Below are 18332 nucleotides of genomic sequence, written 5' to 3'. Positions count from 1 at the left end.
TGCAGCGGCCGCGAAACGGGCTCAGGCGGGCTTGACGTCCAGCACGATCTCGGTGAACGAGGGGGCATCGTCCTCGGACTGCTGGCCGGCATCGTTGACGGCGCGCGCCGACTTCGCGGCAGCCGAGAAGTCGTTTTGCAGGCGCCACATGAGGTTGGTGGGGGAATCGGCGTAGGCCAAGCCTTCCTTGCGGTCGATCTTGCCCTCCAGGATCAGGTGTGCCAGCGCTTCCTCGAAGGTCTGCGAGCCTTCGGCCATGGATTTTTCCATGGCCTCGCGGATCCCCGAGAAGTCGCCCTTTTCCACCAGCTCGGCCACCAGCTTGGTGTTGAGCATGACTTCCGCCGCGGGCACGCGATCGCCGGTCGTGGTGCGTACCAAGCGCTGCGAGATGATGGCCTTGAGCGCGGACGCCAGGTCGCCCAGCATCGTGGGGCGCACCTCCACGGGGTAGAACGACAGGATGCGGTTGAGGGCGTGGTAGCTGTTGTTGCCGTGCAGCGTGGCCAGGCACAGGTGGCCCGACTGGGCGTAGGCGATGGCGGCGGACATGGTCTCGCGGTCGCGGATTTCGCCGATCAGGATCACGTCGGGCGCCTGTCGCAGCGCGTTCTTGAGCGCGGTCTGCAGCGATTGGGTGTCGCTGCCGATCTCCCGCTGGTTGACGATGGACTTCTTGTTCTTGAACTGGTATTCGACCGGGTCCTCCACCGTGAGGATGTGGCCGGTCATGGACTCGTTGCGCGCGTCCAGCATCGCCGCCAGCGTCGTGCTCTTGCCCGAGCCCGTGGCGCCCACGAGCAGGATCAGGCCGCGCTTTTCCATGATCAGCTCGCTGAGCACCGGCGGCAGGTGCAGCGTGGACAGCTGCGGGATGTTCTGCGTGATGAAGCGGATCACCACCGCATAGGTACCGCGCTGGCGCATCGCGCTGACGCGAAAGCGCCCTACGCCGGTGAGCGGCACACCCATGTTGAGCTCACCGGTCTCTTCCAGCTCTTCGATGCGGTCGGGGGGGACGATCTCGGACAGCAGGTTCTTGGGCGCGTCAGGCGGCAGGATCTGGCTGTTGATCGGCACGCATTCGCCGTTGATCTTGATCAGCGCCGGTGCGTTGGCCGACAGGTAGACATCGGATGCCTTCTTGTCGGCCATCAGGCGCAGAATCCGCTCCATCGTGCTCATGCTGGTTCCCTCTCAGTGCTGGTTATGTATGCGTGCAGAGTGCCGGTGCGGCGTAGCTTCAGTCGCGCAGCAGGTCGTTCAGGCTGGTGGTGGAGCGGGTCTTGGCGTCCACCTTCTTGACGATGATGGCCGCGTACATGCTGTAGCGGCCACCGTCCTTGGGCAGGTTGCCGCTGACCACCACCGAGCCAGCGGGCACGCGACCGTAGGTGATCTCGCCCGTGGTGCGGTCGTAGATCGGCGTGCTCTGACCGATGTACACGCCCATGCTGATGACCGAGTTCTCTTCGACGATCACGCCCTCGACGACTTCGGAGCGCGCGCCGATGAAGCAGTTGTCCTCGATGATGGTCGGGTTGGCCTGCAGGGGCTCGAGCACGCCGCCCAGCCCCACGCCGCCGGACAGGTGCACGTTCTTTCCGACCTGCGCGCACGAGCCCACGGTGGCCCAGGTGTCCACCATGGTGCCTTCGTCCACATAGGCGCCGATGTTCACGTAGCTGGGCATCAGGATCGCGCCCTTGGCGATGAAACTGCCGCGGCGCGCCACGGCCGGCGGCACCACGCGCACGCCGGTGGCGGCCATCTCGTCGGCGGACAGGTGGGCGAACTTGGTGGGCACCTTGTCGAAGAAGCCCAGGTCACCGGCCTTCATGAGCTCGTTGTCCTTCAGGCGGAACGACAGCAGCACGGCCTTCTTGATCCACTGGTGCACGGTCCACTGGCCCACGCCCTCGCGCGTGGCCACGCGCAGCCTGCCGTTGTTGAGCTCGGCGATCACATGCTCGACGGCGTCCACCACTTCCTGGGGCGCGGCGGAGGGCGAGAGGCTGGCGCGGTTGTCCCAGGCGTTGTCGATCAGGGTCTGCAATTGTTGGGTCATGGATGGAATCACGTACGGGATTGGATGAATTGCACGATGCGCGAGGCCGCTTCGGCGCATTCCGCGGTCTCGGCCACAAGGGCCATGCGCACGCGCTGGGCGCCGGGGTTGGCGCCGCCGGAATCGCGGGCGAGATAGCTGCCCGGCAATACCGTGACATTGTATTGAGCCAGCAGGGCCTGGGCGAACTCCGCATCGCTCATGCCCAGGGCGTCGGGCACCTTGGCCCAGAGGTAGAAACCCGCGTCGGGCAGGCGCACGTCCATCACCTCGGCGAGCATGGGCGTGACCTGGGCGAACTTCTGGCGGTACAGGGCGCGGTTTTCTTCCACGTGCACCTCATCGTTCCAGGCAGCCACGCTGGCGGCCTGCACGGCGGGACCCATGGCACTGCCGTGGTAGGTGCGGTACAGCAAAAACGCCTTGATGAGTGCCGCGTCGCCCGCCACGAAGCCGCTGCGCAGGCCCGGCACGTTGCTGCGCTTGGACAGGCTGGTGAAGGCGATCAGGTTGCGGTAGTCGGCTCGGCCCAGTTGGGTCGCCGCCTCCAGGCCGCCTAGCGGGGGCTCGTCACGGAAGTAGATCTCGCTGTAGCACTCGTCCGAGGCGATCACAAAACCGTAGCGGTCACTCAGCGCGAAGAGCTTTTCCCACTCGGGCAGGGGCATCACGGCGCCCGTGGGGTTGCCGGGCGAGCACACGAAGAGCAGTTGCGCGCGTTGCCATACCTCCTCGGGCACGCTGTCCCAGTCCACAGCAAAGTTGCGGGCTGGATCGCTCGGGGCGTAGTACGGCGTGGCGCCGGCCAGCAGCGTGGCGCCTTCATAGATTTGGTAGAACGGGTTGGGGCACACCACGGTGGCGCCCGCGCGGGTGGGGTCCACCACGGTTTGCGCGAATGCGAACAACGCCTCGCGCGAACCGTTCACCGGCAGCACCTGCGTGGCGGGGTTGACGGGAATACGGTAGCGCCGCTGCATCCAGCCGGCACAGGCTTCGCGCAGGCTGGGGTCACCGGCGGTGGAGGGGTAGCTGGCCAGGCCTGCCAGGTTGGCGGCCAGGGCCTCCTGGATGAACGGCGGCGTTGCATGGCGTGGCTCGCCGATGCCCAGGCTGATGGCGCGGTGAGCGGCCGAGGGCGTCACCCCCGCAAAAAGCTGTCGCAGCCGCTCGAACGGGTAGGGCTGCAGTAGGGAGAGCAGGGGATTCATAGGGGGGCGATTATCAGGGATGCGGCCGGGCGCCATAGGGCGCGGCCCCGCCACCCGTTCCCAAAAACAACTACAGGGTTTGATCGCTCTACACAGCCGTCGAATTTGGTTACAAATGGCATCAATTCATCAGTGCGACGCGCCAGGGCGCGCATTTCAGCCAGCGAGGGGGACAAAAGCGATGACGGTTTCATTCATTCTGCGGCCGGGCGTGGGACTCATGCGGCGCCTGCGTTTCTCGGCCAAGCTGGCCCTGTTGGGAGGCGTGGCCGTGTTGGCACTGCTGGCCGTCGCGGGGGTGCAGGGATGGGGGCCGCGCGCCACGTGGGGCGTGTGTGGCGTGGCGGTGCTGGCCACCGCCTATCTGGCCACGGCTTTCCAGGCCAGTGTGGCGGGCGACCTGCGGCGGCTGAGCGGCGTAATGGAGCGCACGGCGCAGGGCGACCTGTGCAGCCGGGCCGAAGTGCGCGGCCGCGATGAACTGGCGCACATGGACGAGCAACTCAACCGCATGGTGTACACGCTCTCGTCGATGGTGGCCGACATCCGCAGCAACGCGGCGCTGGTGGCGCACGCGGGTCAAAGCCTGGCGGCGGACAACCGCGAACTGGCCGACCGCACCGAGCAACAGGCCGCCAGCCTGGAGCAGACTGCGGCCAGCGTGGAGGAGCTGTCTTCCGCCGTGAACAACAACGCGCAGGCGGCCGGCGTGGCCGATCAGCGCGCCGGCGAGGTGCGCCAAGCCGCTGAGGCGGGCACCCAGGCGATGGCGCGGGCGGTGGAGGCGGTGCAGGGCATCCAGAACGATGCCCGCCGCATGGGCGAGATCATCCAGGTGATCGACGGCATCGCCTTCCAAACCAACATCCTGGCGCTGAATGCCGCCGTGGAAGCGGCACGCGCGGGCGAGCAGGGCCGGGGTTTTGCCGTGGTGGCGGCCGAGGTGCGCACGCTGGCGGGCCGCTCAGCCGAGGCGGCGCGCGAGATCCGCGACCTTATTGGCACGTCCGTGCGGCAGGTGGAGGGCAGCGCGGGGCTGATCCGCACCGCCGGTGAGGGTATTGCGGCCATGGCGCAAGGCATCCGTGGCGTGGCCGGGCATGTGAGCGAAATCTCCCACTCGGTCAATGAACAGGGCACGGGTCTGCGCGAGATCAGCACCGCGGTGCAGCAACTGGACCAGATCACGCAGCGCAATGCCCAGATGGTGAGCGATGCCCTGCGCGAGGCGCAGGCGCTGGAGAGCCGGGCGTCTACCCTGTCCCGGGCGGTGCTGGCGTTTCGTCTGCAGCAGGGTACGGCCGAGGAGGCCGTGGCCCTGGTGCAGCGCGCCGCCGCCGTGCAGCGCGGCCTGCCGCGCGACGCCTTTCTGCGCACGTTGACCGACCCCGCACAGCCCTACCACGACCGCGACATGTACGTGTTCGCGCTCGATGCGGGCGGCACCTACCTGGCCTTTGGCGGCAATCCCGCCAAGGTGGGAACGCGGGTGCAGGACATTCCCGGTATTGCCGGGGATGCGCTGGTCAGCGCCATCGTGGCCCAGGCCGAACGCGCGCCGGGCTGGGTGGAATACGACATCACCAATCCGGCCACGGGCGCGGTGCAAACCAAGATGTCCTACGTGCAGCGCGCGGGAGATGTCTATCTGGGCTGCGGCGTCTACAAGTCGCTCGCGGCCTGATGCGGCAGGCCTGTCGCCGGTTCGCTCCGTATTGCCATAGCCCGCTGCGGTCGTGAGCGGTAGGGCTGCCGGCGCAGCGGCGTCAGCCCCGGTCGGCGCGCTGCGCGCGGGCGCGCGCCAGTGCCGCGGCAATGGCTGCGCGCTTGGGATCGGGCGCGTTGTCCGGCGCCGGAGGGGCGGGTTCGGGGGCGGTGGCCTGCGCCTCCTCGCGCTGCAGCCGCTCTTGCCGCGCCTGGTAGCGCACGCGCGCCTGCTCGGCCTGCGGGGCGGACCATGCGGCCCAGCCAGTGGCCTGGCCGCTGGCATTTTCCATGCGGATGCAATCCACCGGGCAGGCGGGCAGGCACAGTTCGCAGCCCGTGCAGTGCGGCGCGATCACGGTGTGCATGCGCTTGTTGATGCCCAGGATGGCGTCCGTGGGGCAGGCCTTGAGGCACAGCGTGCAGCCGATGCACCAGTTTTCGTCGATCACCGCCACGGCGCGCGGGACCTCCGTTCCATGGGCCGCGCTCAGCGGCAGCTCGGGCCGGCCAGTGATGGCGGCCAGGCGTGCAATGCCCTGGGCCCCGCCGGGCGGGCACTGGTTGATCTCGGCCTCGCCCCGTACGATGGCACGGGCATAGGACTGGCAGTCAGGGTAGCCGCAGCGCGTGCACTGGGTCTGGGGCAGGGCCGCGTCAATGCGCTCAACGAGCGCCTGCTGCGCTGCGGGGGAGGTCATGGCCGGCGTCAGGCGGCGCTGCGTGCGCGGCGGGGGCGTGACGTGGGCTGGGCGGACTGGTTGGCACGGATGAAGTCGCGCACCTGCGGGTAGACCAGCTCGCGCCAGCGGCGGCCGCTGAAAATGCCGTAGTGGCCGGCGCCCTTCACCTCGAGGTGGTTGCGCCGGTCCGCGGCGATGCCGGTGCACAGATCCTGCGCCGCCTCGGTCTGGCCGGAGCCGGAGATGTCGTCGAGCTCGCCTTCGATGGTCAGCAGCGCGGTCTGGGTGATGTCCTGGGGGCGCACGCGCTCCACCGCGCCGTCCGGCGAGCGCACGTCCCAGGTGCCGTTGACCAGGCTGTAGTCCTGGAAGACGGTCTTGATGGTCTCCAGGTAATAGTCGGCATCCATGTCGAGCACGGCGTTGTACTCGTCGTAGAACTTGCGGTGGGCCTCGGCGCTGGCGTCATCGCCCTTGATGAGGTTCTTGAAGTAATCGTAGTGGCTGCTGGCGTGCCGGTCCGGGTTCATGGCCACGAAGCCCGTGTGCTGCAGAAAGCCCGGGTACACGCGGCGGCCGGCGCCGGGGAAGTTGCTGGGTACGCGGTAGATGACGTTGTTCTCGAACCACTCGAAGCTGCGTTGGGTGGCCAGGTTGTTCACCGCTGTGGGTGAGCGGCGCGCATCGATGGGGCCGCCCATCATGGTCATGGACAGTGGCGTGGTCTCGCCGCGGCTGGCCATCAGCGAGACGGCGGCCAGTACCGGCACCGTGGGCTGGCAGACGCTCATCACATGGCAGTTGCCGTATTGGCCCTGCAGGTAGCGGATGAACTCCTGCACGTAGTTCACATAGTCGTCCAGGTGGAACTCGCCCTCCTGCAGCGGCACCATGCGCGCGTTCTTCCAGTCGGTGATGTAGACCTTGTGGCTCTCCAGCATGGAGCGCACGGTGTCGCGCAGCAGCGTGGCGTAGTGGCCCGACAACGGCGCCACGATCAGCACCACGGGCTGGCCCTTGAGCTTGAGCAAGGTGGCCGGGTCGTCCGAAAACCGCTTGAAGCGGCGCAGTTCGCAGAAAGGCTTGTCGACGTCCACGCGCTCATGGATGGCCACGCTCACGCCATCCACGTCCACGGTGCTGATGCCGAACTCGGGTTTCTCGTAGTCCTTGCCCAGGCGGTACAGCAGTTCATAGCCTGCCGAGATGCGATGGGCCAGTTGCGTCTCGCTGAACGGCGAGAGCGGGTTGCTGTAGAACTTGGCGGCGGCCTGCGCCAGGTCGGCGAAGGGCTCCATGAGGGAGCGCTGGGTCTCGTAGAGGGTGTACAGCATGGGGCAGGACCGAGTTATGTTGCAGTGCAATATATCAGCAGTTGCATTTGCTTGCGTGTCGTGCAACTACGCATTCAGTGTCCCGCGCGCGACATTGGCGGGCGGGCTTGATGCAATGCTTTTGATAGCAGTCAGCGCTTGATGGACAAGCGCTGGAGGTCGATTTGACTTATATCAGGGTGGGATTTTCCTGCAGCCACGCTTCGAAGGCTTCGCGCGAGCTGTTGCGCAGCGCGCGGCGAAACGCCTGCCGGTCGCCCAGGTACAGGCAGTGTCGGATCACGGTGAAGGGGTTGAAGCTGCCCTCGGGGTTCTGCGCCTCGTAGAACTGCTTGTAGCGCTTGACGGTGGCAATCGTTTCGCGCATCAGCGTGTTGAAGCGGGCACGCGTGATGCCCGGTGACCATGCGCGCATGTCGTCCACGAACAGGTCCACCTTCTGCGCGTCGAACTCCACGTCCTTGAAGAAATGGCGGGCAATCTTCAGGAACGTGAAGGCGTTGAGCTCGCTGCCGGGCGCCGGCGTTCGACTGGGTTCGGTCTCGGCCTCGGTGGTCTCGTCGGGTGCGTAGAGCAGTTCGGCATCGGTGGCATCGCGGATCTGGCGGAACTCGCGGTCCGCCAGTTCGAACAGGGCGGACAGCACGTTGATGCGGCGCTTGAGTTCGGCCGGAATCGACTTCTTGTACTTGATCTTGTGGTCCAGCACGCTCCACGCGTCCTGGATGATGGTGCGCACCTGCAGCTCGAACGGCTGCGCCGCATAGGCGGCGTTCTCGGGCAGGGCGGCCTGCACGGCGTTGAGCCGCAGGTCCAGGTGCAGGCCCTTGTAGCCGAAAGAGGCCTCGGTGCCCTCCAGGGCGCTGACCTTGTCGGTCACGTCGATCACGTCGAAGTGCGACTGGACGATCTGCGCCACCTTTTCCAGCTCGTCCTCGTACAGGCAGACCACGCGCACGCCGATCAGGTCGGTGATGTAGGGGCGGATTTCATAGGGTGCCCCGCTTTCCTCCAGCGCCGCGCGGTACTTGCGCGAAAACTTGCGCAGGCATTCATCGCGGTCCTTCACGCGCCCTTCGATCTTGGCAATTTCGATGTGGCGCGCCTGCGACAGCAGCGACTGCAGCAGCGCCATGTAAAACGCGCAGGCGTGGTCCAGCGCCGGGCGCTCCTGCGCATAGAACGCGTGGAACGCGGACTCCTCAGGGGTGAGATGGGTCGTGGGTGAGGGGAGGGGCACGGCAGGCGCAGGGGTCAAGGGACAGCCACGGATGGTAGGGCAGGGAAGGGCCTGCGGTGGCCCTCGGCGGGGTAGGACAAGGCCGCGTCCCACAGACGGGCCGCGCGGCGCACGGCAATCTGGCGCTTCCCTATTGTGTTGCGGCGGTCGCTATGCGACGCTTGGAAACGCATGAATAAAGAGGTGGCTGCCCCGAGGGGGTTCGCACAGCACTGGGCCCCATGGCATCCGGGCATGATCGCAGCAGTGGTGCTTTCACTGCTGCTGCTCGCCGTCACCTATCTGGTCTGGCAGGGTGTGGAGCGCGCACGGGACGAGCGCCGGCTGCAGGCTTTCGCCTTGTCCGTGGACCGCGTGGTTTCCAACCTGTCGGACCGCATCGCCGCCTACGAAATGGTGTTGCGTGGCGCCAAGGGCTACTACGAAGGCTCCGACAGCATCGACCAGCAGGAATTCCAGGCCTATGTGGAGGCCTTGCACCTGCCGCAGACGCGCCCGGGCCTGCAGGGGGTGGCGTTGCTGTCGCGCGTGGCGGAATCCACGGGGGCGCGCACGGGGCAGGCGTTGATCACGCACATCGCACCCCAAACGCCGGAAAACCAGCAGGAACTGGGACAGGATGCCATGCTGCAGCCGGCGCGGCGCGAGGCGCTGCTGCGCGCGCGCGACTCCGGGACGCTGGCGCTGTCGGGCCCGCTGGGCAGCCGCGAAGGGGATGCCGGCAGCTCCCTGGTCATGTACCTGCCGCTGTATGCCAGACACGCCGCCGTGGACACTCTGGCCCAGCGTCGCCAGAACATTGCAGGCTGGGTGGCCGCGCCATTTCGCATGGACGACGTGATCCAGGGCCTGGCGAGCGAACTGGACAGCGACCTTGCACTGGCCATCCATGACGGCCCCTCGGTGGCAGGGGGGGTGCTGGTGTTTGCGTCGCGCACGGACTATGCACCCCACGCGGTCAATGGCGGGCTGGAGGCCGTGCGCAGCTACGACGTAGGCGGCAGGCGCTGGACGCTGGTGCTGTACCCGCTGCCTTCATTCGAGCAGCGCTTCGAAGGATCCACACACCATCTGGTTGCCCTGCTGGGCGCCGCCTTCAGCCTGCTGGCGGGATGGTTCGTGGGGCAGCAGGTGAACGCCCGGCAGCGGGCCATGGCGCTGGCCCGCGAGATGACGCGCGAGTTGCGCCGCACGCGCGATGAGCTGGAAGGCACGCTCAATGCCGTGCCCGATCTGCTGTTCGAGGTGGACGCACAGGGAGGCATCCACCACTACCGGTCCGCCCGCGCGGACCTGATCGGCACGCGCGCCCAGGCGCTGGTGGGGCGCACGCTGGGGGATGTGTTGCCGCCCGCTGCCGCCGCCGAATGCATGGCTGCGCTGGACGAGGCGGCCGAGTACGGCTATTCCGAAGGGCGGCAGTACAGCCTGGACATCGGGGGCAGCCAGCATTGGTTCGAGCTATCCGTGGCCTGCAAGCAGGGCGGTGCGCCGCAGACCGGGGGCGGCCCGGGCCAGCGCCACTTCATCGCGCTGTCGCGCGACGTCACGCGGCGCCACGAGGCCGAGGCCGCCATGTACCGGCTCGCGTATTTCGACGCGCTCACCGGCCTGCCCAACCGCCGCCTGCTGCTGCAGCGCTTGCAGGATGCACTGGTCACGGCCCAGCAGCAGGGGGGCATGGGCGCGCTGTTCTACATCGACCTGGACAACTTCAAGGAGATCAACGACGCGCGCGGCCACGGGGTGGGCGACGGGCTGCTGGTGCAGGTCGCCGCGCGCCTGCAGGACGCGGCCGGGCCGCAGGAGACCGTGGCACGGCTGGGGAGCGACGAATTCGTCATGCTGGTGCCGCGGCTGGGCGACGGCCCTTCCGTTGCGCGTGAGCAGGCCTGCCGGCGCGCCCAGCAGCTGCGCGAATGCCTGGATGCGCCCTATGACCTGGGCGGGGTGCACTACGGCAGTACCGGCAGCATCGGCGTGACGCTGTTTCCCAAGAACGGTGAGGCCGTGGAAGACCTGCTGCGCGAGGCCGACACGGCCATGTTCTGTGCCAAGGACCGGGGGCGCAACCAGGTGTGCTTCTTTGAGCAGGACATGCACGCCGCAGCGCAGGAGCGCCTGGCGCTGCTGCAGGACCTCAAGAGCGCGGTCGACAACGACGCGCTGCTGACCTATGCGCAGCCGCAGGTGGATGCCGCCGGCCAGCTCATCGGCGCGGAGCTGCTGCTGCGCTGGCCGCATCCGCAGCGCGGCTTCGTGCCGCCGGCGCAGTTCATCCCGGTGGCGGAACAGGCGGGGTTGATCGTGCGCATGGGTGCGCGTGTCATCCAGCAGGCCTGCGCCACGCTGGCCGAACTGCACCAGCAGGGCCGGGCGCTATCGATCTCGGTCAATGTCAGCCCCCGCCAGTTCCGCCAGGCGGACTTCGTGGAGCAGGTACGCGCGGCGCTGCACAGCACGGGCGCGCCCGCGGCGCTGCTCACGCTGGAGGTCACGGAAAGCCTGCTGGTGGAGAACTGGCAGGACACTGCCCGGCGCATGCACGAGCTGGTGGCGCTGGGCGTGCGCTTTTCCATCGATGACTTCGGCACCGGCTACTCCAGCCTGGCGTATCTGAAGCGCCTGCCGCTGTACGAACTCAAGATCGACCGCAGCTTCGTACAGGACGCGCCCTCCGACGCGAACGACGCGGCGATCGTGCAGGCCATTCTTTCGGTCGCGCGCCACTTGCGCCTGCGCGTGGTGGCCGAGGGGGTGGAGACGCGGCAGCAGGCGGACTTCCTCATCGCCCACCACTGCCATGGCCTGCAGGGCTATCTGTTCGGGCTGCCGCAGCCGCTGCGGGACTGGCTGGCGGGCCTCAAAGGCTGAGCGGCTCCGTTGGCAGGGCGCCGGCTTGCACGGCGCTTGCGCGCAGTGCATCGGGCGCGGTGGCGCCCGGCTTGGTGCGCGCCAGGGCCATCACTTCGCGCGCGGGCAGGTGTTTCAAGCGGTGGTCGCTCCACACCTGGCGCCAGCGTCGCGCGCCGGGCAGGCCGTTGCGCAGGCCCAGCATGTGGCGCGCCACCGCATACCAGTGCGTGCCGTGCGCGGTGGCCTCGCGCTCCATGTAGGCCACCATGTCTTCCTCGACCTGCTCGCGCGTGAGCGCGGCGGGCACGGCGCCAAAGAACTGCTCATCCCAGCGCGCCAGCCACCAGGGGTTGTGGTAGGCCTCGCGGCCCACCATTACGCCATCCACCCGGGCCAATTCCTGCAGCACCGCGGCGTCGGTCTGAAAGCCCCCGTTGATGGCGATGGTCAGTTGCGGGAAGTCGGCTTTCAGCCGGGCCGCGACGTCGTAGCGCAGCGGGGGAATCTCGCGGTTCTCCTTGGGCGACAGGCCCTTCAGCCACGCATTGCGCGCATGCACGATGAACACGCGGCAGCCCGCGTCGGCCACCACGCCCACGAAGTCGCGCACGAAACCGTAGTCTTCGTTCTGGTCGATCCCGATGCGGTGCTTGACGGTGACCGGGACCTGAACCACGTCCACCATGGCTTTCACGCAGTCGGCGACCAGTTGCGGCTCGTTCATCAGGCAGGCGCCGAAAGCGCCGCGCTGCACACGCTCGCTGGGGCAGCCGCAGTTGAGGTTGATCTCGTCATAGCCCCACTGCTCGCCCAGACGGGCGCAGTGCGCCAGGTCGGCCGGCTCGCTGCCGCCCAACTGCAGCGCCACCGGGTGCTCGGCCGCGTCAAAGCGCAGATGGCGCTGCACGTCGCCGTGCACCAGCGCACCGGTGGTCACCATCTCGGTGTAGAGCAGCGTGTGGCGCGACAGCAGACGGTGCAGGTAGCGGCAGTGCCTGTCGGTCCAGTCCATCATCGGCGCGACGGACATGCGCCAGGGACTGTGGGCGATGGAGGAGGGCATAGCGTGCACGGTGAAGGACGGGGCGGTCTGGGGGACAAGGGAGCGGGGCGGGGGCCAATATTGTCCCAGGTCCGGCGCTGCGCCACAGTTGCAAGGGATTTAGGGTGTTTTCGGCCTCCAGCGCTTGTCCATCAAGCGCTAGCAGCTATTAATTCATGAGTGCAAGCGCGCCGCATCCCCAGGCCCTACACTTGCCGCCCGGCGCCGCGCCGGCACTTCGACCCTCTGCCCACCTTGCTGTCTTCGATCCTCGTTCCCCTGGTTCCCGTCATTCTGTGCATCGGCATCGGCTACCTCACCGCCCGCGTGGGCTGGGTGCGCGCCACGGCGGTGCCGGATCTGTCCAACATCGTGTTCCTGGTGCTCACGCCCGCGCTGCTGTTTCGCACCATGGGCAATGTGCGGCTCCAAGAGCTGGACTTTCAGCCCGTGCTGCTGTACTTCAGCGCGGCGGCGCTGCTGTTCGGGCTGACGCTGGCGTTCAGCCGGTTCTCCACGGCCGCGGCGGCGCGGGCGCTGGCGCACACCTTCAGCAACCTGGTGATGATCGGCGCGCCGCTCATGGGTCTGGTGTATGGGCCGCAGGGCCTGGTGACGCTGTTCACGCTGGTATCCCTGCATTCGCTGGTGCTGCTGACGGCGGCCACCATGGTGTTCGAGTTGGCCGAGGCGCGCGAGCAGCAGCGCACCGGCAGTGCAGCGCCGCGCCCCATGGCGCACACCGTGTGGCAGGCCGTGCGCAACAGCATCGTGCACCCGGTGCCGCTACCGATCCTGGCGGGCCTGCTGTTCGCGCAGACAGGCTGGCAGCTGCCCGAGATGCTGGACCGCCCACTGCAGGTGCTGGCGGCGGCGCTGGGGCCCATGGCGCTGCTGCTGGTGGGTATTGCGCTGGCGCACACACGCATTGGCAACCACTGGCGCGGCGCGTTGCGGGTGGCAGTGATCAAGAACCTGGCGCTGCCCGCCACGCTGGGGACGCTGGCGTGGGCGCTGGGGCTGTCAGGCCCGGCGATCGCGGTGATGTTCACCGCCGCGGCCATGCCGGTGGGCGCGAATGTGCTGTTGTTCACGCAGCGCTATGGCGTGATGCAGGAGGAGGTGTCCTCGGCCATCGCGCTGTCCACCGCGCTGGCGCTGATCACGCTGCCGGTGGTGCTGGTGTTGGCGCAGTTCTTCATGCATTGAACATGCGTTGAAGACGCGCGTGGAGCAGGGCGTCTTCCGGATGCTTACGGCGCCAGCCGCTCGCGCTCCCACGCGCCGCCCTCCAGGCGGTAGCGCAACCGGTCGTGCAGGCGGCTCTTGCGGCCCTGCCAGAACTCCCACTGATCCGGCCGCAGGCGAAAGCCCCCCCAGTGCGGCGGGCGGGGCGGCTTGAGCAGGAACTGCGCGCCGTACTTGGCCGCGTTGGCCACCAGCACACCCCGGCTGGGGATGACCTGGCTTTGCGGACTTGCCCAGGCGCCGATGCGCGAGTCCAGCGGGCGGCTGTGGAAGTAGGCGTCGCTCTCGGCCTCGCTCACCTTTTCCACCACGCCCTCGATGCGCACCACGCGCTCCAGTTCCACCCAATGGAACTGCAGCGCGGCATAGGGGTTGCCCGCGATCTGGCGGCCCTTGCGGCTGTCGTAGTTGGTGTACCAGACGATGCCCTGCGCGTCGTAGCCCTTGATGAGCACCACGCGGGTGCTGGGACGCAGGTCGCTGCCCACGGTGGCCACGGTCATGGCGTTGGGCTCGGGCACCTGGGCAGCCATGGCTTCGCGCAGCCATTGGTCGAACTGCTGCAAGGGATCGGCGTGGGAGGCGTCCTCGCTGAGCTCGGCGCGCTCGTAGCTCTTGCGCAGGTCGGCGATGGAGGAGGAGAGAGGGCTGTGGCTCATGCGGGGATTGTGCCCGCAGGGCGCCCAGCCCTGCACCAGGCGATCAGCGGCCGGCGATCACCGCGCACGCCAGGCGCGCGCCCGCGTTGCCGGTGGGTTGGGTGACGTAGTCGTCGGGGTTGGCATGCACGATCAGGCCGCGACCCACGATGTCGGTGGCGCCGGAGCCCACGCGAATGCTGCGCGACTCGAAGTTGAAGGTGGCCACGCCGTTGCCGTCCGCGCGCAGGCTGGGCAGGTCGCCGGTGTGGTGCGGTCCCTTGCCGTGTTGGCCATGCGGTGTGCCCGTGGGATTGAAGTGGCCGCCCGCGCTGTTGCCGTCCCGGCTGGAGCAGTCGCCTTTCTCATGGATGTGAAAGCCGTGCTCCGCCCCCGGCTTGAGCCCGCTGACCGTGCCGCTGACGCGCACCGCATCACCGCTCTGCACGAAGCGCACCGTGCCCTGGGCGCTGTTGCCGCGCGTAGGCTCCAGCCGGGCGGTGGCCGAGGGCGCGCTGGACATGGATGCGCAGCCGGCGAGTGCGACAGCAGCCGCCAGGGCCGCGCCCGTGGGGAGGTAGCGAAGGGACATGCGATTTCTCCAGAGGGTTGAAAACCGCCAAACTAACGCGGTTCGCGCGCCAACGCAATCAGACGCGAGAGCGCCCGGTCGTGGATGCCCATGCGTTGCAGTTCGGCGTGGGTGGCCTCGGCGTAGTCGCGCGTGGTGCCGTAGATGCCGCTGGCCTGCGCGAAGATGCGGCGGTATTCCTCGTCCGCCAGCACGCCCGTGTGGCTGGGGCTCTTGCGCGACAGCGTGAACGCCAGCGCGCGCACCGCACCCTGGGGCGTGCGGCAGTTGAGCCAGCGCGGGTCGTATACGCCCAGGACCATCTCGCGCTGCCACAGGTTGACCATGACCTGGCGCGCGTGGCTGTGGTCCACGCGGAACACCATGCCGCGGCAACTGCCGCCCGACAGCATGCCGAACACCAGACCCGGGCATTCGGGCGTGCCGCGATTCACGCGGCTCCACATCTTCAAAGCCCGGTGCCAGCCGTGCACCGTGGCCGCGCGCCGCTCGGCGTAGGCAAAGTCGGGCCGCCAGATCAGCGAGCCATAGCCAAAGATCCACAGGTCGTCCCGCCCGCCCCATTCATGCAGCGCGCGGTCGAGCATGGGGGCGGGGTCACGCAGGGGAGCGGCAAGCGGCGGCATGGCGAGACTCTACAATCGATGGGTTTTGTCCAACGCACCGATTATTCACGGGAGTTCTCAACATGTCCTTCAACAGCTCCGACGACGACAGCCAGCAACGCTTCGCACTCGGGTTCCTCTTTGCGCTGATCGCGCTGGTGGTCTCCACCGTCGTGGGCGTGGTGGTCTACAAGCGTGGCATTGCCCACGCCCCCAAGGCGCCGGCCGCCGCTGTGGCCCCTGCGGCTGAGGCAGCCGCGCCCGGCGTGGTGATCACCGAGGACGCCGCCAGCGTGGTGGTGGAGGGCGGTGTGGTGAAGTTCTTCTTCGCCACCGGCAAGGCCGAGCTGGCCCCGGGCGCCAACGAAGCGCTGGGCGACGTGGTCAAGGGCGTGGTGGACGGCGGCAAGACCGCGGTGGTGTCGGGCTTCCATGACGCCACGGGCGACGCGGCCGTGAACGCCGAGCTGGCCAAGCAGCGCGCGCTGGCCGTGCGCGACGCCCTGAAGGCCCTGGGTGTGGCCGAAGAGAAGGTGGAGCTGAAGAAGCCCGAAGCCACGCAGGGCAGCGGCAGCAATGCCGAGGCGCGCCGCGTGGAGGTGATTCTGGCTCCTTGAGCCTGGATGCGCCAAGCCTGCAAAAGCCCGGTAATGCCGGGCTTTTTTGTGTCTGGCGTGCTACACATTCAATAGCTGGTCGCGCTTGTTTGAAGAAGGATTCAGGTACTTTTTTGCCTTGAGTGCTTGATTCGCAAGCGCGAACAGCTACCCAAGCTGTAGCGCACTGCGCTGCATCCTTGTTCACGTACTCTCGCGCACGATCAGCTCGTAGTCCAACTGCACGCACTGCGGCTGCGCCAGCGTGCCGCGCATCAGGCCCAGCAGCATGTCGGCGCCGGCGCGGCCGACTTCGCTGCGCGGTGTGCGGATGGTGGTCAGCGGCGGCACCATCTGCGCGCTGCCGGCCAAGTCGTTGAATCCCGCGACGGCGATGCGCCCCGGCACGTCGATGCGCATGCGGTTGGCCGCCAGCAGCCCGCCCTGGGCAATGTCGTCGTTGCAAAAGAAGATGGCGTCCACGTCGGGCATGCGTTGCACCAGGTCCTCGAACAGCCGAGCGCCCAGGGCGATGGAAGAGCGCTCGGGGCTTAGCAACTCCAGGCGCGGGTCGTACAGGCCCGCTTCGCGCAGGGTGCGCCGGTACCCTTCGGCGCGCTGCAGCACGCGCGGGTCCAGTTGCGCGGCGCAAAAGGCGATGCGCTTACGCCCGCGTTCCAGCAGGTGGCGCGTGATGGTGGCGCCCGCGTCCTGCTGCGAAAAGCCCACGCAGGCCACCCCAGGCGCGGCGCTGGTCTCCATGAGGTGCACGCAGGGCACGCCGCTGTGCACGATGAGCTGGCGTGCGGCCTCGCTGCGGTCGAACCCCGTCACCAGCAGGCCGGCGGGGCGGTGGGGCAGGTAGGTGCGCAGCAGCAACTCTTCCTCGGCGCTGTCGTAGTGGGTCACGCCGATGAGTGGCTGAAAGCCCTCGGGGAACAGCGTGCGGTGCACCGCCTCCAGCAAATCCACGAACAGCGCGTTGGACAGCAGCGGCACCAGCACCAACACCTGCGTGCTGCGCTGCGACGCCAGCGCGCGCGCGGCCGGGTCGGGCACGTAGCCCAGCCGATCGGCCGCCTCGCGTACGCGGTCGGCCAACGCAGGATCCACGGTGCGTTCGCCGCGCAGGGCACGCGACACGGTGATGGGACTCACGCCGGCGGCGCCTGCCACGTCGTTCAGGGTGATGCGGCCGCTGGAGCGGCGCGGTCGTCGGTTGGCGGTCAAGGGTTATTCCTAGGAATTCTGGCCAAAATTGTCCCTTAAGATAGCGCTATCTTTCATGGGGTTTTCGCGGGTTTGTGGGGAGGAGTAGCTTCTCCCCGTGCGATGCAGCGAAATTTCCCCATGAGAAGCCGCGGCGTGAAGCCGTGAACTTCGGGTGAACGGCTTGCGTCCTGGGATGCAGCCGTTTTTTTGAATCTTTAGAGATAGCGCTATCTTGACCTGTGACATCGATGCCATCGTGGTGATGGGCGTTTCTGGCTGCGGCAAGTCCAGCGTGGGCGAGGCCTGCGCAAAAGCGCTGGGCTGGGTGCTGCATGAAGGCGATGCCCACCATGCTCCCGAGAGCATTGCCAAAATGCGCGCCGGCGTGCCCTTGACCGATGCCGACCGCGCGGGCTGGCTGGAGCGGTTGGCCGCATTGCTGGCGGCGCCCTCGGGCTCTGCGGGCGTAGTGCTGACCTGCTCGGCGCTGCGCCGCAAATACCGCGATCGCCTGCGTGCGGGCAACCCGCGCGTGGGATTCGTGTTTCTGGCGCTGGACTATGAGCAGGCATTGCAGCGCGTGCAGACGCGCGCGGGGCATTTCTTTTCGCCCGCTCTGGTGGCCGATCAGTTCGCCACGCTGGAGTCGCCCGAGGGCGAGCCGCGCGTGTTGACGCTGGATGCCACACGCCCCGTGGACGAGCTGGCCCGGTCCGTCGTCCAATGGCTGCGCGGCAACGCAGCTGCCTCCCTTTCGTCGTCTTCCGGAGACAGTGCATGAGCGCTTCTTCCCCTTCCCCGCAGGAACGGCCGCGCAAGCCCCTGGTGCAGCGCCTGGCCGAGCATTTCATGGTGCTCGCGCTGGCCGGCATGGTCGTGGCCGTGTTCGTCAACGTGGTATTGCGCTACGTGTTCTCCACGAGCATCGTCTCGTACGAAGAGATCTCGCGCCTGCTGTTCGTGTGGCTGGTGGCGGTGGGCACCATCGTCGCGGCCTTTGAGGGCAAGCACCTGGGCTTCGACATGCTCACTTCGCGCCTGAAGGGCCGCTCGCGCAAGCTGCTGTTCTGGGCCAGCCAGGCTCTGGTGGCGGGCGGCATGCTGCTGCTGCTCAAGGGTTCGTGGGAACAGGTGATCGCCGGCATGGACAGCTACAGCACCGTTCTGGGTTATCCGCTGGCGCTGGGCGCCGCGGCGACGCTGGTACTGGCCGTGGGCCTGCTGGTGGGCGTGGTGGTGGATCTGCGCCGCGGCGAGCCGCTGCCGCATGGCAGCGACGCGGAAACGTCGGTGGAGTAGGGCG

Annotated in this window: 17 protein-coding genes; 6 read left to right on the top strand and 11 right to left on the bottom strand. The window is 67.9% G+C overall.

Translation table 11 applies throughout. The features are described 5' to 3' along the window. Positions 1-21: 21 nt before the first annotated feature. From AC1PPL_RS01765 to dapC, 3 genes are read right to left on the bottom strand one after another with little or no spacing between them, the layout of a single operon-like run. Positions 22-1185 carry a PilT/PilU family type 4a pilus ATPase gene (locus AC1PPL_RS01765; RefSeq protein ID WP_088886622.1) on the bottom strand — a complete coding sequence of 388 codons (1164 nt, stop codon included), beginning with the start codon at positions 1183-1185 and terminating at the stop codon, positions 22-24. A 58-nt stretch (positions 1186-1243) separates the two neighbouring features. Beyond that, positions 1244-2068 carry a 2,3,4,5-tetrahydropyridine-2,6-dicarboxylate N-succinyltransferase gene (gene dapD, locus AC1PPL_RS01760; protein WP_123676290.1) on the bottom strand — a complete coding sequence of 275 codons (825 nt, stop codon included), beginning with the start codon at positions 2066-2068 and terminating at the stop codon, positions 1244-1246. An 8-nt stretch (positions 2069-2076) separates the two neighbouring features. Next, positions 2077-3279 (bottom strand): succinyldiaminopimelate transaminase, encoded by a 1203-nt coding sequence (gene dapC, locus AC1PPL_RS01755; RefSeq protein WP_479972467.1) that lies wholly within the window; start codon positions 3277-3279, stop codon positions 2077-2079. 181 nt (positions 3280-3460) lie between these two features. Between dapC and AC1PPL_RS01750 the strand changes: the two genes are divergently transcribed. Next, on the top strand, positions 3461-4963 hold the full coding sequence (locus AC1PPL_RS01750) for a methyl-accepting chemotaxis protein (protein WP_479972466.1): 1503 nt from the start codon (positions 3461-3463) through the stop codon (positions 4961-4963). An 82-nt stretch (positions 4964-5045) separates the two neighbouring features. Here AC1PPL_RS01750 and AC1PPL_RS01745 read toward each other — a convergent pair whose 3' ends face one another. From AC1PPL_RS01745 to AC1PPL_RS01735, 3 genes are all read right to left on the bottom strand, one after another. Next, entirely contained in the window at positions 5046-5684 is a 639-nt protein-coding gene (locus tag AC1PPL_RS01745) for an RnfABCDGE type electron transport complex subunit B (protein ID WP_088886625.1), read from the bottom strand. A gap of 8 nt (positions 5685-5692) precedes the next feature. Next, positions 5693-7000 carry a polyhydroxyalkanoate depolymerase gene (locus AC1PPL_RS01740; protein WP_088886626.1) on the bottom strand — a complete coding sequence of 436 codons (1308 nt, stop codon included), beginning with the start codon at positions 6998-7000 and terminating at the stop codon, positions 5693-5695. 169 nt (positions 7001-7169) lie between these two features. Then, positions 7170-8240: a GTP pyrophosphokinase gene (locus tag AC1PPL_RS01735; RefSeq protein ID WP_479972465.1), complete on the bottom strand. Its 1071-nt coding sequence runs from the start codon at positions 8238-8240 to the stop codon at positions 7170-7172. Between the two features lie 234 nt (positions 8241-8474). On the opposite strand from AC1PPL_RS01735, the gene AC1PPL_RS01730 reads away from it, so the two are divergent. Next, complete coding sequence (locus AC1PPL_RS01730) at positions 8475-11114, top strand: bifunctional diguanylate cyclase/phosphodiesterase (RefSeq protein WP_479972464.1); 2640 nt, start codon at positions 8475-8477, stop codon at positions 11112-11114. Here the strand turns inward: AC1PPL_RS01730 and dusA are convergent. After that, on the bottom strand, positions 11104-12159 hold the full coding sequence (gene dusA / locus AC1PPL_RS01725; RefSeq protein ID WP_479972463.1) for a tRNA dihydrouridine(20/20a) synthase DusA: 1056 nt from the start codon (positions 12157-12159) through the stop codon (positions 11104-11106). The genes AC1PPL_RS01730 and dusA overlap by 11 nt on opposite strands. Positions 12160-12393: 234 nt before the next feature. Between dusA and AC1PPL_RS01720 the strand changes: the two genes are divergently transcribed. Further along, positions 12394-13347, top strand: a complete 954-nt coding sequence (locus tag AC1PPL_RS01720) for an AEC family transporter (RefSeq protein WP_287953699.1) — start codon at positions 12394-12396, stop codon at positions 13345-13347. A 44-nt stretch (positions 13348-13391) separates the two neighbouring features. Here AC1PPL_RS01720 and pdxH read toward each other — a convergent pair whose 3' ends face one another. Genes pdxH through AC1PPL_RS01705 form a run of 3 tightly spaced genes read right to left on the bottom strand, consistent with a single transcriptional unit; the run spans position 13392 to position 15242 of the window. Beyond that, the gene (gene pdxH / locus AC1PPL_RS01715) at positions 13392-14045 is read right to left on the bottom strand and encodes a pyridoxamine 5'-phosphate oxidase (RefSeq protein WP_479972462.1); all 654 of its coding nucleotides are present in this window, start codon (positions 14043-14045) and stop codon (positions 13392-13394) included. A 43-nt stretch (positions 14046-14088) separates the two neighbouring features. Continuing rightward, positions 14089-14616: a superoxide dismutase family protein gene (locus AC1PPL_RS01710; RefSeq protein ID WP_479972461.1), complete on the bottom strand. Its 528-nt coding sequence runs from the start codon at positions 14614-14616 to the stop codon at positions 14089-14091. A gap of 32 nt (positions 14617-14648) precedes the next feature. Continuing rightward, positions 14649-15242, bottom strand: a complete 594-nt coding sequence (locus AC1PPL_RS01705; RefSeq protein WP_015913401.1) for a gamma-glutamylcyclotransferase — start codon at positions 15240-15242, stop codon at positions 14649-14651. 62 nt (positions 15243-15304) lie between these two features. On the opposite strand from AC1PPL_RS01705, the gene AC1PPL_RS01700 reads away from it, so the two are divergent. Continuing rightward, complete coding sequence (locus AC1PPL_RS01700; protein WP_088886633.1) at positions 15305-15838, top strand: OmpA family protein; 534 nt, start codon at positions 15305-15307, stop codon at positions 15836-15838. 183 nt (positions 15839-16021) lie between these two features. On the opposite strand, the gene gntR is transcribed toward AC1PPL_RS01700, so the two are convergent. Continuing rightward, on the bottom strand, positions 16022-17047 hold the full coding sequence (gntR, locus tag AC1PPL_RS01695) for an HTH-type transcriptional regulator GntR (RefSeq protein WP_479972460.1): 1026 nt from the start codon (positions 17045-17047) through the stop codon (positions 16022-16024). Positions 17048-17291: 244 nt separating this feature from the next. Between gntR and AC1PPL_RS01690 the strand changes: the two genes are divergently transcribed. Continuing rightward, the gene (locus tag AC1PPL_RS01690) at positions 17292-17810 is read left to right on the top strand and encodes a gluconokinase (RefSeq protein ID WP_312302233.1); all 519 of its coding nucleotides are present in this window, start codon (positions 17292-17294) and stop codon (positions 17808-17810) included. Continuing rightward, positions 17807-18328: a TRAP transporter small permease gene (locus AC1PPL_RS01685; RefSeq protein ID WP_123676600.1), complete on the top strand. Its 522-nt coding sequence runs from the start codon at positions 17807-17809 to the stop codon at positions 18326-18328. The genes AC1PPL_RS01690 and AC1PPL_RS01685 overlap by 4 nt, the downstream gene beginning before the upstream one ends. Positions 18329-18332: the final 4 nt, after the last annotated feature.

It is taken from the genome of Diaphorobacter sp. B2A2W2, from assembly GCF_056730635.1.
Note: the sequence above shows the minus strand (reverse complement) of the source record. Positions and strands in the feature narration are given on the sequence as shown.